This window comes from Gimesia benthica (genome assembly GCF_009720525.1).
Classification (GTDB): domain Bacteria; phylum Planctomycetota; class Planctomycetia; order Planctomycetales; family Planctomycetaceae; genus Gimesia; species Gimesia benthica.
On sequence record NZ_CP043930.1, the window covers coordinates 5,420,599 to 5,434,665 of the forward strand.

The window sequence follows — 14,067 nt, forward strand, 5'->3', positions numbered from 1 at the left end:
TTACCCGCACACACTTCTCTCTACTCTCAAAAAATCAAATCACGATTCATCTCAACTACAGTCGTTTGTTTTCAGATTGCCTCCGGGCACACCTTTCATAACAAAACGTATTTCTGTTAATAAAATCCCAGAATTGATGTACGAAATTCGTATGGTACGAAATTCGTATTTCGGACTAAAATCCTACCCACATTAGATAGCGAGTTGGAAGTCATGATGACTCCTCAAAACAATCATAATCAAAGTTGGTGTTCTGGCTTGAAGGAGGGACCTACATTGGGCAAGGCATTTGGAGTACTGGCCTGTACGACGTTGATTGCAGCGTCGATGTGGCTGGCCAATCTTGGCAACACGACCAGGAAGGTCGCTGCTGATGTCGAGAGTAACGGTCAGTCGGTTTCTGGGCGTCAACAACGCTCAGCTCGTTACTATCTGAGTCTGGGGACTCAATACTATGAGCGGGGACAATTCTCCGAGGCGGTAGAAGCTCTTGAAAAAGCTTCTGTCTCTCCCGGACGTTTGTCTCAGGCAGAGTTTCGCAAAATGAACGAGTACCTGGGAAGGGCCCGTTCACGAGCTGCCGCTCCTCAACGCAAACAGGTAGTCCGGGCACAGTCTCCTGCTCCTGATTCCGAATTTTCCACAGGCTATTCGAATGCCGATGGGAAATCCCTGGAAGAAAAGAAGCAGCTGGCCCGCCAGTTACTACAGTCTGCTCGTGAAGACCTCAAGTTAAACGAGTTTGCCAAGGCCCGACGTAAAGCCGGCCAGGCAGCGGCTCTGAAACTGGAGTACGGTCCGTTCGATCCACGTCCTGAACAGGTTCTGGCCGATATTGCTCGCGCAGAACAGCGATTGCAGAAAGGCTCACCAATCCAGCAGGCCGGCGGTTTTACCGAAACCGGTTCTGGTGTGATGCAGGTGGCTGCAGTAGAAGAAGCTGCTGAAAGCAATCCCTTCGGTAACCCGGGGGCCAACCCGTTCGATGGAACACAGACTCGCAAACTGTCCGAAAAAGAACAGGCTATTGTGCTGCTGAAACAGGCACGCTCAGCTTTGAACTCCGGAAACTATGATGATGCCCGCACACTTGCCCTGCAGGCTCAAGATTATGATGTTGCTTATAAACTGTTTGAAGAACGCCCCCAACATATCCTGGCTGAAATCGAACGTAAGACGGGTGCGAAAATCTTCGCAGGTCAGTCTAAACCTTCGATGCAGGTCGCTCAGTCTGAATCTGGTTCCTCCAGCAAAGATCAGGCAACTCGACTGCTTAAACAGGCTCGGGCCGAACTTAACTCAGGTAATCTGAATTCCGCTCGCGAACTGGCCCAGCAGGCCAGCCAGCTGGATGTTGCCTATCGTCTGTTTGATGAACGTCCTGAACTCATCCTGGATGAGATCAAGCGTGCACAGTCTGCAGGACAGCTGGCTTCTACCGAAGACAACCGTGCTCAGATGGCTGCTGCCAATGCAGGACAGGGTGACTCGAAAGCTCAGGCTAATGAACTGCTGAGACAGGCTCGTCTGGATATCAAGAAACGGGACTTCGCTGGTGCACGCCAGAAAGTAGCTCAGGTCGAGCAGATGAAAGTTTCTTATGACCTGTTTGATGACCGTCCGGAACTGGTACTGGCAGCCATCGATCGGATTTCCGATGAGGCAGCGACCATCTCTGGTATGAAAGGTCTGCAACAGAATCAGGACGCTGTTCGTCCCCGGGTAAACCGTCTGATGGAACAGGCTAAACTGGCTCTGCAGCAGGGAGACAAAGATGAAGCCCTGATGCTGGCGTCATCTGCTCAGAAACTTGCTCAGACCCTGGACCTGAAGTTCACACCTGAAACCGAATCTCCTGAAGACTTTATCCGCCGCGTCGGAACTGCTTCCGATACCCGTCTCAATCCTGGAAACACCAGTGCTGACGGAAAAGCGAATGGAGAATACGCTCGTCGTCTGCTCTCATCCGCACGCGAAGACCTGGCCAAAGGTCGGGTGCAGGATGCTCGTCAGAAGGCGGAAGCAGCACAGGAAATTGATACAGCTTACAGCCTGTTCGAAGATCGTCCCGAACAGGTCCTGGCAGACATCCGTAAAATGGCTGGACAGCCTGGCGGACTCTCACAGGAAGAAATGTACGCTGCAGAACAGGAACGTAAAAAACAGTTCTCACAGAAACTGGTGGCTCAGGCTCGCACAGACCTGAAAGCCGGTCGATTTGACTCTGCCCGCATGAACGCTCAGGAAGCTCTGAGAGTGGGAGCCGAGTTCAAACCGGGTGAGGATAGTCCTCAGACCATTCTGCGTGATCTGGAAACCAGCATGAGCACTCAAACAGCTCAGGCTTCCCCCAAGAAGAATGTCGCCAGCGAAATCGCTGTGATTCATCCTGGTGCCTCTGCTCTGGAACTCTACAACCTTGGTATGCAGCGACTGTCTGAAGGCGACCGTGGTGCCGCTTATCAGGCATTCCTGGCTGCTTACCAGTCTGGTGAAAAACTTGACACTCATCGTGCACAGCAGTTGCAGGATGCAGTCCGAGAACTGGCTCCTTCACGAACTGACAAGATTCGTCAGGTTGCCAGCCAGACCTCAACCGATGCACCGGGAGCCGCCTCTGATCAGCCCAGTAACATTGACCTGGTTGAACAGAAACAGGCGATCGAATTCAGCCGACTTCGTTCAGAAGTTCTGAATGCCATCTTCAAAGCTGAAAGAATGCGGGAATCTGCTCCGACCGAAGCACTGGGGATTATCGACCAGACTATGGCCAAAGTCGAAAGCTCCAGCCTGAATCAGAAATCGACTCAGGCACTGATCGGCTCGCTGCAGCGTACTCGTACTTCAATCGATTCTTTCCGCAAGCAGGTTGCTCCGCTGGAAGAACTGAAGAAGAAGAACGAAGAAGTTGAAGAGTATATCAACCGACGTATCAAAAATAAGATTCGCGTCGAACAGGAACTGGCCGACCTGGTAGAGAAGTTCAACGAACTGATCGATCAGCGACGCTACGCGGAAGCAGAAGTGGTTGCTAAACAGGCCAAAGATCTGGATCCGCAAAACCCTGTCACCGTCACCATGGAATGGAAATCTCGCTTCCTGCGTCGCGAAGAATCCAACAACTCCATGCGTGATCGTAAAGAACAGAATGTCTGGAATCAGCTGAACGATGTAGAAGAAGCACTGGCTGATGCCTACACTCCCGATATCAAGTTTGGAAAGGATGCCAAAGAGTGGGCTGAATTAACCAAACGTCGTGAAAAATATCACGCTAAGAATCACAACCAGAAAACGGAACGCGAAATTCAGATCGAGGAGAGCCTGGATCGTCCAGTGAACCTCGCATTCGAAGGCGAACCGCTGTCGAACGTGATGAATAAGATTCAGGCACTGACCGGGATTAACATCTTCCTGGACAGCCTGGGACTGGAAGAGGAAGGGGTAACCACCGACGCACCCGTCACGATCAATGTGAACGGCATCAAACTGCGGAGTGCCCTGAACCTGCTCCTGGAACCACTGAACCTGTCTTACACAATTGATAACGAAGTATTGAAGATCACCAGCCGTATTCGTCAGCAGGGTACATTGAAAACAATGACCTACCCTGTGGCTGACCTGGTGGTTCCGATTCCTAACTTCGCTGCAAACGGCAGCATGGCCAGCAACCCTTACAGCCAGATGGGTGCAGTCAGCTTTGGATCCGGTATCGGCGGTAACCAGTCGACTCCCGGTAACTTCCAGGTTGCTGATCCACTGATTGGTGGCGTTCCCGGTGCCAATCCCTGGGCCGGTAATGCTCCGACTTCGAAGGTTGCCGGCGGTGGATCAAACATTGACTTCGATTCACTGACCGAACTGATTGTCTCCACTGTCGAGCCCGATTCCTGGGAAGAAATCGGTGGTGCAGGCAGCGTGCGTCCGTTTGAAACAACTCTGAGTCTGGTGATTCGTCAGACACAGAAAGTACACGATGAAATCGCCAACCTGCTGGAACAGCTGCGACGTCTGCAGGACCTGCAGGTCACCATTGAAGTCCGCTTTGTAACCGTCTCCGATCGCTTCTTCGAGCGAATTGGTGTCGACTTTGACTTCAACGTAGCTGATACCGTCGGCGGTCCAACCGTTGACAACAACGGCAACCCGGTTCCCGCCTTCGGTCAGGTCGACCTGCTGGGTGGAAACCAGAACGGCGGTGGCGGCGGTGGTAACAATAATAACCAGGGCGGCCAGGGTGGTCAGCAGGGACAGACTACGACGAGTGGTCAGACCGGTGGCCAGGGTGTTGCACCTTTCAGTAACCCACCTTCACGAACCCTGCTCAACTTCGACAACTGGCCCAAGAAAGGTACGATTGTCGGTATGGACTCTCCGGAATCCTTTACTCCAGACCTGGATGTGCAGTTCCGTCAGGGATCATTCGAAATTGGTGTACCTGAGTTCGGCAGCTTCAATGCGAACGCTGGTGTGAACGTGGGTCTGGCAATTCTGAGTGACATCGAAGCCTTCTTCTTCATCAACGCCGCTCAGGCAGATGAACGATCGAACCTGATGTTCGCTCCGAAAGTGACATTGTTCAACGGTCAGGTCGCCTTTGTGACCAGTAACGTATCGCGACCCTTCGTGATCAGTCTGGTGCCCACCGTGGGTAACTTCTCAGTCGGATTCACGCCGATCATCGCGAACATTCCTGAAGGGGTCTCACTGACTGTGTCAGCTGTGATCTCCGCAGACCGCCGTTATGTGCGACTTTCGGTGAACCCGAACTTCACCAACGTGACCGACGTCTTTACCTTCTCCTTCCAGGGTGGAACCACTGGTGGCCAGCAGGGCCAGCAGGGGCAACAAGGGCAGGGTGGTCAGCTCGGTCAGCAGGGTGGTGGTAACTTCGGAAACGGGGTTGGTGCCGGCCTGGGTGGTATCGGTGGTATCGGCGGCGGTGGTGGTGCCGGCGGTGGCGGGCAGGTGGGTCAGCAGGGCCAACAGGGTCAGCAAGGCCAGCAGGGCCAACAGGGTGGTGGTCTGGGGACCACAACCATTCAGCAGCCTGTGGTGGAACAGGTGACTGTCACCACGACTGTGAGTGTGCCCGATGGTGGTACTGTTCTCCTGGGTGGCGTCAAACGACTCCGCGAAGGACGCAGCATGGCTGGTGTCCCGATCCTGAACAAGCTGCCGTATGTCAGCCGACTGTTCAAGAACACCGGGGTTGGTCGTGAAACCGAAAGCCTGATGATGATGGTCACACCACGAATCATCATTCAGGAAGAAGAAGAGGAAGCTCTCCTCGGATATTAAAAGGAAATAGGAATCGCCTGAGAAATCGGGCGATTCCTGGAAATTGCAGATCGCGGGATCTGCAGAGGGGCTGATCGTCAGCAGCCCCGGGCTCTGGCCGTCGCGAATTCTCCCCCCCTGATTCGCGGCGGCTTTTTTCTATTAATCGCAGTTCAACTCCAGTACTTGTGTTGGAAGCTGCCTTTCGAAACCCTCTTGTGAAATCTGCGGTAAATGGATTAGACTGAACGCTTCAATGAGGCGTGAGAGACCCTGCAATTTCACAGAGACAAGCAAGAGGGATGTTGCGATGAAAAGCTTATTCACATTGGTCTGGATGATGGCAGCTACGGTGATGCTGGATGCTTCCAGTTGCCTGGCAGAGGCACCAGCGACTTATCAGGTGAAGATGGAGACCACCAAAGGGACATTTTACATCGACGTGCAACGCAGGTGGAGTCCTCACGGCGCAGACCGTTTCTATGAACTGGTAAACTCAGGCTTTTACAACCAGTGTGCTTTCTTCAGAGTCATTGAAGGCTTTATGGCCCAGGTGGGTATCAACGGCGATCCTGATACACAGGCCAAGTGGCGGGATCAGACCATTCAGGATGATCCTGTTGCGAAATCTAATTTGCGGGGCTATGTGACTTTCGCGAAAACGGGAGCCCCCAATTCCAGAACCACTCAGCTCTTCATTAATTTTCAGGATAACCGGCGACTTGATCAGATGGGGTTCGCTCCTTTTGGTTATATTTCCCCGGAAGGTATGCGCGTTGTGGATACCCTGTATAACGGCTACGGTGAGGCTGCGCCTCGAGGACGCGGTCCCTCGCAGGCACGACTTCAGCTTGAGGGTAATGCCTACCTGAAACGCGAATTCCCTCGACTGGATTACATTGTCAAAGCTTCAGTCGTGAAAAACGGGAAACGCTGATCGGGGATTTATTCTGTCAGATGCGGCTGGATGAACAGCGCTTTTTTCTCACCAGGCAATGTGAAATCAAAGCCGCAGCTTCGGAAGAATACGTCTGAAGACGTCACTGCCATCACTTCCAGGATATTCCGCTGTCGTGCGCGATCAACACATGCGGAGACCAGCTTTTTCCCTACTCCAATTCCCTGGCGGTGATCTGCGACTACCAGACTGCGGATTTCGGCCAGTTTGCGAGAATAGATTTCCAGGGATGCAAATCCAACTATCTCAGTACCTGCTTCGATCGCCACAAATCCGGTTTCAACCAGTTCGTCCAGTTCTTCTGAGGTCCGTGGCAGAATCTTGCCTTGCTCTACGAAAGGGACAATGAATTCGGAGAGCGGGGTGATATCCTCATGTTTAGCAGGGCGAATCTCTATCTGGTCAATCATCTTCTAAGGTTTTCGTGCTGAAATGGTGGTCTTTTACGGGGAATGACCTGCCAGAAACGTATGAGAACGCGGGCGCAGGATCGATTTCGCCTGCAACTCCTGAATCAGTGCCCGGACTGCCGGCAGACATCAGAATCCCATAATCTTTTCTTAAGTCCACTAAACTAGGACAGCTTGGTGGTGCAACCGATAGTCCTATCCGTTATGTTATCGCTCAGAGGCAATTCTGTGAATAGGCCCGCAGTATTATTATTTGCCTGATACAAAGGTAATCAACCTATGAAAAAAACACGATTTTTATTGGGATGCAGTCTGATCTGCCTGACAGCCACTGGCTGTAGTAACTATGTTCGCCAGGGAGAACAGGTTGATCCCCCGGCAGCCTCAGCGCAAGTCAGTCCAGCAGACAATCAGCAAACAGAAATGGAAGTAGCCGTGGCAGACGAAGCAAACCCCGGATATTCAACAACCGCCTCCGGACTCAAGTATCGTATCGTGCGTGAGGGAAATGACACCAAGCCCGGTCCGCAGGATCAGGTGACCGTTCATTACCGGGGCACTCTGGAAGATGGTACCGAATTTGACAGCTCCTACAAACGGGGCGAGACAATTTCATTCCCTCTCAACGGTGTGATTCCCGGTTGGACCGAAGGTCTTCAACTCATCGGTGAAGGGGGAGAGGTCGAACTGGTCATTCCGCCGGAACTGGGCTATGGTGCCGCTGGTGCTCCACCAGTGATTCCCGGTAATGCCACTCTTCATTTCAAAGTGGAACTCTTTAAAGTGAATTAGTTGATGCAGCGCAACTTCAGCTGATTCTTGATACTATTCAGCCATCATTCAGGAGAATAGCAGTGACCCACTGTTGGCACGATGTGACTCCCGGGCAGAACCTGCCTCGCGATTTCACGGCCGTTATCGAAATTCCTACTTTTTCCAAAGTGAAATATGAGTTAGACAAAGGCACGGGCCTGCTCAGGCTGGACCGAATGCTCTACTCAGCAGTCCATTATCCCGCCAACTATGGGTTCATTCCCCAGACTCTGGCTGAAGACGACGACCCTTTGGACGTTCTGGTACTCTGTCAGGAACCGGTAGACCCCCTGACAATTCTGGATGCCCGGGCTATCGGGGTGATGACCATGATCGACAGCGGCAAACCAGACCATAAAATTCTGGCGGTCGCCGTGAATGATCCGGAATACAATCCCTACACTGATGCTTCTGAACTACCACCACATCGTCTGGCCATGCTCAGACGCTTCTTCCAGGATTACAAAATGCTGGAAGGCAAGACGGTTGAGGTCGAAGAATTTCAGGCAGCTTCTGAAGCGTTTCCGATCATCGAAGATTCACTGCAGCGATACAGCAGCCAGCGACGTCGCGGTTTTCTATAAGATCAACTGTGACTATGAACAATCAAAAACAGGCAGCCGGTTCCCGATGGAATCAGCTGCCTGGATTGTCAGTTCGTACGGTCTTTAAGCCGCTTAGATCGGGCTGTCTGCATGGACCCGGATGGTTGGAATCCGAATGCGATGCAGCATGGTGCGAATCTGTTCCTGGATCGCGGGTGTCAGCTGTTCCAGTTCATTCGTAAAGACCTGATTCCCCAGAATCTGATTGACATTCAGATTCGGTCTATTTCCCAGCGGATGGTCGAGCTCAACCATGCGAACAGACTTCTCTTTGGTAGCCCGGCTCAACAGCACGCGGGTAAAGCGATCTTTCCCCTGCATGTGTGGTTTGATCTGCAACCGAAAACTGGCTTTGCCCTGGAGTGCCAGCTTCAACTCTTTGAGTCGCTCATTGATGATTAACTGCACGTTATCGGGCAGGTCGACGATCTGTTCGGTGATTTCCCGGGGATTGCCAGCGAAGTGATATGACTGCAGGGTCTCGGTCTCATCCTGATAATTGACTTCGACAGAATAATCCCCTTTGGCTTTGCCTACAAACAGCAGACAAAGGTTGTGGGTGTTGATCGTGGTTGGCGAGTTAAAGTTCAGTGGTTCTTTTCTTCCAAGGGGATCCGTTTCCGTTGAACGGGCTGCAATGGGTGCATCTTTGCCGGTATCTGGTTTTTTCGGTTTGTCCTTTTGGTTATTGTCCGCCAGTTGCGGTTTCTGACCGAGTGGAGTGACCTGAAACTTGTAGTAGCGAAACAGTTTCTGGGTCAGGGTCAGTTCAATCGTCTGTTTTCGGGACGCGCGGATGACTTCCAACTGGATGGTCTCACCCTTGTCTGAATCGAGGACAAACTTCCTTAGAATATCAGATGAGGTGATGGCTTTGCCGTTATAGCTGGTCAGCACGTCAAATGGTTTGAGACCTGCCTGTTGGGCAGGAGAGTCTGGCACCACCATCTTGATACCGATTCCCTGTCCTGCTGTCAGTATGTCGTGCAGCTGGGCTTCCAGATAAGCTGGGATCGGTTCCGTGACGACACCCACGAAGTTCCGCATTTCGGTCTCGCCGGTTGAGCGCGTAGTAACCCGGAACTTTCCCTGCGGGCCAGCGGCGTCTGTCGACGAAGACGGCGCTGGATTGAGGGTGGGGTTTTGCTGGAGAGACTGAGGTTGCCCTGGTTTTGGTGCCTGCAGGGGACTCTCGTCAGCAACTGACGTCTGAATGGCAATCAGAGACGTAATCAGCCCGCTCAATAAGAACCATTGAAACTGTTTCATTGTACTGCCTTGGATGTGATTCAAAAAAGACCTTCCCCGCGTCGGAAAATACTAATATTCCGGCCTGGCTGCGAACATCCTTTTTGTGGCCCGTTAAATTCCTACTTATTCCGCTTTATCGGCTCATTGATTGCAACAGTTGTTACTGTTGCTCGTGGCTCTCAATTTCATCACCAATCAGTGATAGACCGGCTTTGTTGACAGGCACAAAATCAATGGTGAGCTCAGGCATTGACATCTTGACGTGAGAACCAGTCTCCGGATTTTCAACGGTGATGTTTGTCCAGGACAATTCAGTTCGCTGTTCTACCGGACCCAGTTCCGTATTATAAAGTGTGATATCAATCGATTCTTTAATGTTGTCATTTATTTCAGGGGTCAACTCCAGAGGAGTCTCTCCCTGATCCAGAACTGCCAGCGTATCCGGCTCAATCTCTGGAATAGTCGCGACGACCGGTTTTTCAATTTCGGGTTGCTTGGTCAGTTCAGCAGTCGGCTGATTTGTCAGTCCGGACTCATCGGGAGTCCTCTGCATAAAGAGGCTGGCCAGTCCCGCCATGAGGCAAATCGAGAGAGCAGATACCAGCAGTCCCAACTGAAAGCCCCGACGAGAAGCAGGTTCCTGAGCCACGGGGACAGAGTTTTCTTCTGCGCGCAACTTTTGGTAGTGAGCTTCAAATTCCTCGTCAGTGAGCTCAGATAACTCCTGCAATTCAGGAGGCATTTCCTGCTGGAAATATTCGCGCAGAACACTCTCCAGCTCATCTTCATTCTCGAGCATTCCTGAAGTGTCATACGGTTTCATGATCAATCCCCACTTTTTCCAACTCTTCACAAAGACGCTTTCTGGCGCGAGAAAGCCTCATGTCGATTGCTGAAGTCGATGTATTCAGAGCAATTGACATTCGTTTTGATGACCATCCTAGTGCATAACGAAGTACGAGAACCTCGCGGTCCTCGGATCGAAGTTGTTGAAGTGCTTGCCGGATTCGGCTGTTAGTCTCGTTTCTCTGCAGATCCTCTGATGGATCAGCAGGTTTTCCCACAATGTTGTCCAAAAAATCTGCGGGCTTAGCTGCATGATTCTGCCTTCGTGCATAGTCACGCAACCAGTTTTGAGCAACAGTCAAAACCCAGGCCCGGATATTTCGAATTGACTCTACTTCTTGGCTTTGTAAACGTACGAACGCTTCCTGCAGCGCGTCATATGCGCGATCCGAGTCGGAACACTGGGCATATAACAAAGCCCAAAGTTCTCGTCCTTCACGCAAATAGACCGCCTCGATCTCTGCCGACCAGTTATTGGCCTGCTTATCAGGCATGCAAATTCCAATACGTTAGAAGAGGGATTATCTAAGTCGATTGGAGAGTGTTAATGGACTGGCATCTCTTGCCAGATTAACCACACTCGACTAACTCACATGCACTAGAATAGACGGAATCTGAACCAGAATCTAACGTCGTTTCAGCATATTTACGGTTTCCATTTTAAATTGGTGATCCCAGCCCCCGGGTTTGACCAGGTTGACAGGGATGTTCATGGTTCAAACTTATACTATCACCATATAGATAAACAACTTATAACGATTATAGCGACGACGGCCTGGACGACCAGATGCGATGCGTCATTTTGACTGAATTCGAAAATCAGCCTACCTCTGTCGATGGCTGTCAGTTGGGATCTGATAGTCAAGCGGACACTGTCAGGCACACGCTTACTGAATCTCAGAGTAAGGCAGTGGTTCCAGATACCAGTTTGTGATCTTGGATACAGTCCCCTTGTATTTGTCCATCTTTTTCATGCGGTCCCACTCGGGATGCTTGCGGAATCCTTCCCAGTGTTTTTCATGTGCCTCCCGGTTGGGGGCGGAAAGCATGTAGGTCAGGTTGGGAACATCGTCACCGATCAGCATCTCGCCATAGAACACGGGAGCAAGCAGCACGTCACGCATGATGTCAATCTCGCCCGAGTTGAACATGTCCACTTTCAGGCGGGCCAGATTGGCATTGTGACTTTCGTAGGTCCGCAGTTCGAACAGGTTGGGGCCTTTTCCTTTCGGGGTTTCCAGAATCGGCATCCCCTTGAAGGCTTTCATCAGACGACTTTCAATCCGACTGTAGGGGGCGTCTTTTTTAGGGATGGCGAAGTAGGATGCGGCTGCTGCGTGATATGCTTTGTCCGCTTCCAGTTTATCATTCAGACTGGACAGCTGATTCAGCGATTGGAAGGGAATCAGCATGTAGAGGGAATAGTCATCCTTGGCATCGATTTCTTTGAACACGCCCACTTTCTTGATTCCCGCGCGATTCAGCGCCGGCAACAGGGCCTGTTCCAGGTAGTCGCTGACCACCTTCTGATTCTGCTCTTTCGTGATGCGGTAGGTCCGCAGTTCATAATATTCCTGACTCTGCTGCTCTGCCGCGGGCACGGGTTGTCCCAGTCCCAGAGCAGCAACGGCTCCCAGAATACCTGCCAGCAGGCTGCGTCGGTTAATTCGATTCTGTTGCATGATTACCTCACTTTTATCCTGAACTGATTTTTGATTCAGAGTTGGTTCAAAACGGTTGAAGACGGCCGTGTGCTGCCACAACAGCTCAAGGTTTCACAGGCGCCAGAATACGGGATGCCTGGCCGCTGCTGTGATGAATTTTATTTTTGGCGACGACCACTTTCTCGGGAAACTCGATTGTAATCGGCTCTCCCGTATTGGGATTGGGTTCGTAGAATGGGGCTCCTGTCGAACAGACGGTTACCCGAATTTTATGCCCTTTGTTGAAGATCTGGCTCAGCCAGCCCACATTGAAGCCGACCTTGTAAACCTCTCCCGGTTCCATGAATTTCTGCTGTTCGAAACCATCCCGGTAGCGGGCGCGACGGATCATATCAATGATCAGAATCGAACGCCCGTCCGGATAGACATCGCTGACGCGGACAATGAAGTCGGTATCTTTGGCCGAGGATGAGACCAGCAGCTCGGCCTTCACATTTCCCGTCCATTCGACCGCTTCAGTCAGTGTGTCGGTCGTGAAGGTCAGTACGTTTTCCTGTTCTTCGACAACGCGGGCATCGCGGGCACCGGGGAAGCCCCGGCCTTCAATTTTCTCCGGGTTCAATGGGTCTGCAATCAACTCGGTGAACGAGTCTGCTGCAGTCGGCTTAGAGGTCGACAGTTTGCCATCTTGTTGCAGGTAGTAGGGGGTTTCCTCAACTGGTACCGGCCAGTCGTTGGTTGCCCGCCAGACATTACCTGGTGCCCCCGGTTCACCAACCGCTCCCATCACGTAGTAACGGACATTGGGATCAATTTCGATCTCGTTCCGCTTTCCCTTCAGGTAGTGATCGAACCAGCGGATCATCTCGGCCATCATGTCGAAGTTCGCATTCTCTGGATAGAGCATGTCACCGACTTTATTGACCTTATTAAACCGGCCGTGCAACCAAGGCCCGATATACAGTTTCTGATGACCGCGGGAATTCGGTCCCCCTTTGTGCTGGCGTCCGATATAGCTCTGGATCGAGCCGACGCACATAAAGTCGTACCAGCTTCCCACGGTAAAGCAGGGCACGTTCATCTTATCAAAATGCAGGGTACAGTCTTCTGCCTGCCAGTATTCATCGTAATCGGGGTGCGAAAACCATTCTTCCATCAGAGCCCGGTTGTGGGCAGCCACGCGGCAGACAGCATCCATTCCCTTGAATCGATTCGGTTTCGCTGCACCACCAATGAAATAGCCCTCATGATACAGGCTGAGCCCCGTATCGATCATGAACTGACAGACCAGGTGGGGTGGTTGTGTCACTGCCAGATAGTTCTGCGCATAGCCCCCCTGGGAGCTGCCGAACGTGCCGATCTTGCCAGTCGACCAGGGCTGTTTAGCCAGCCATTCAACGACATCGTAACCATCCTGCTTTTCCCCCCATTGCAGGTCCCTGTAGCCGACCCAAGTGCCTTCTGACTGCTGGGAACCCCGGTAGTTGACGGCACAGACCACATAATCATGTCCGGCCATCTCTGCGAATGAAAGCCGCGAACCCTTGCCTCGCAGGCTGGCGTAGCGCTGTTCCATCAGAACCGGCCAGGGGCCTTTACCCTGAGGAATATAGAGGTAGGCGGAGAGCTTGACGCCATCCCGCATGGGGATCATGACATGTTTTTCGGTGACCCCTTTTTCAAATTTGAGTGGCGGGGCTTCCTGCGCGAACAAGGCAGGACAGAAAACGAGGCATAAAATCATCCACAGGCAGGCAGGGGCCAGTTTTCGCATGGGCTATCTCCGGTTGGATTTTCAGGGCAGGTATTTCTTCTTCGATTGTGGTCAACCATTGTCAATTCAGCAAGCATAAACGCCGGTAGATCTGAAGAGTCTCCGGAACCCGCACAACAGTCAGAAGCGACATCCCCCCTGTTTTCGTCAGTGCAGCAGAAATTCTTACCCTTGATTCAGCAGTCAGACAGAGGCGGGAAATCGATTTTTCAGCGCTGAAATCGGGGCAGAATCCTTTCACCAGCCATAAAAAGGGGGTATGCTACCGCAGAGCAGCAGTGGGAGTTTTCTTCAACTGACTGCTGAATCGATTCCCGCCGGGCGAACCTGATGGACGCCTGATGTATCCAGATGCATAAGCACCGGGAACAAAACGCCGCCGTAGCTCAGTTGGCAGAGCAACGCATTCGTAATGCGTAGGTCAGGAGTTCGACTCTCCTCGGCGGCTCTTCTTTTTTCTGCCAGTCTC

The 14,067-nt window shown here is 52.0% G+C and carries 10 protein-coding genes and 1 tRNA gene; 5 read left to right on the forward strand and 6 right to left on the reverse strand.

Annotation, left to right across the window (positions count from 1 at the left end; genetic code table 11):
- Positions 1-276: 276 nt before the first annotated feature.
- Together F1728_RS21175 and F1728_RS21180 are read left to right on the forward strand one after the other, a co-directional pair.
- Positions 277-5,298 carry a hypothetical protein gene (locus F1728_RS21175; RefSeq protein ID WP_155365746.1) on the forward strand — a complete coding sequence of 1,674 codons (5,022 nt, stop codon included), beginning with the start codon at positions 277-279 and terminating at the stop codon, positions 5,296-5,298.
- Between the two features lie 289 nt (positions 5,299-5,587).
- Positions 5,588-6,214: a peptidylprolyl isomerase gene (locus F1728_RS21180; RefSeq protein ID WP_228030273.1), complete on the forward strand. Its 627-nt coding sequence runs from the start codon at positions 5,588-5,590 to the stop codon at positions 6,212-6,214.
- Between the two features lie 8 nt (positions 6,215-6,222).
- On the opposite strand, the gene F1728_RS21185 is transcribed toward F1728_RS21180, so the two are convergent.
- On the reverse strand, positions 6,223-6,645 hold the full coding sequence (locus F1728_RS21185) for a GNAT family N-acetyltransferase (RefSeq protein ID WP_145442472.1): 423 nt from the start codon (positions 6,643-6,645) through the stop codon (positions 6,223-6,225).
- A 279-nt stretch (positions 6,646-6,924) separates the two neighbouring features.
- On the opposite strand from F1728_RS21185, the gene F1728_RS21190 reads away from it, so the two are divergent.
- Positions 6,925-7,437: an FKBP-type peptidyl-prolyl cis-trans isomerase gene (locus tag F1728_RS21190; RefSeq protein WP_155365747.1), complete on the forward strand. Its 513-nt coding sequence runs from the start codon at positions 6,925-6,927 to the stop codon at positions 7,435-7,437.
- Positions 7,438-7,499: 62 nt separating this feature from the next.
- Positions 7,500-8,042, forward strand: coding sequence for an inorganic diphosphatase (locus tag F1728_RS21195; RefSeq protein WP_145043160.1), 543 nt, complete (start codon positions 7,500-7,502; stop codon positions 8,040-8,042).
- 93 nt (positions 8,043-8,135) lie between these two features.
- Here the strand turns inward: F1728_RS21195 and F1728_RS21200 are convergent, their stop codons facing one another.
- From F1728_RS21200 to F1728_RS21220, 5 genes are all read right to left on the reverse strand, one after another.
- Positions 8,136-9,332: a PDZ domain-containing protein gene (locus tag F1728_RS21200; protein WP_155365748.1), complete on the reverse strand. Its 1,197-nt coding sequence runs from the start codon at positions 9,330-9,332 to the stop codon at positions 8,136-8,138.
- A gap of 142 nt (positions 9,333-9,474) precedes the next feature.
- Complete coding sequence (locus tag F1728_RS21205) at positions 9,475-10,137, reverse strand: hypothetical protein (RefSeq protein WP_155365749.1); 663 nt, start codon at positions 10,135-10,137, stop codon at positions 9,475-9,477.
- Positions 10,124-10,654 (reverse strand): RNA polymerase sigma factor, encoded by a 531-nt coding sequence (locus F1728_RS21210; RefSeq protein WP_155365750.1) that lies wholly within the window; start codon positions 10,652-10,654, stop codon positions 10,124-10,126. The genes F1728_RS21205 and F1728_RS21210 overlap by 14 nt, the downstream gene beginning before the upstream one ends.
- 393 nt (positions 10,655-11,047) lie before the next feature.
- Positions 11,048-11,842 carry an NIPSNAP family protein gene (locus F1728_RS21215; protein ID WP_155365751.1) on the reverse strand — a complete coding sequence of 265 codons (795 nt, stop codon included), beginning with the start codon at positions 11,840-11,842 and terminating at the stop codon, positions 11,048-11,050.
- 85 nt (positions 11,843-11,927) lie between these two features.
- On the reverse strand, positions 11,928-13,598 hold the full coding sequence (locus F1728_RS21220; protein WP_228030274.1) for a CocE/NonD family hydrolase: 1,671 nt from the start codon (positions 13,596-13,598) through the stop codon (positions 11,928-11,930).
- Positions 13,599-13,973: 375 nt separating this feature from the next.
- Between F1728_RS21220 and F1728_RS21225 the strand changes: the two genes are divergently transcribed.
- Positions 13,974-14,046: transfer RNA gene (locus F1728_RS21225), tRNA-Thr, on the forward strand.
- The last annotated feature ends 21 nt before the right edge of the window (positions 14,047-14,067 follow it).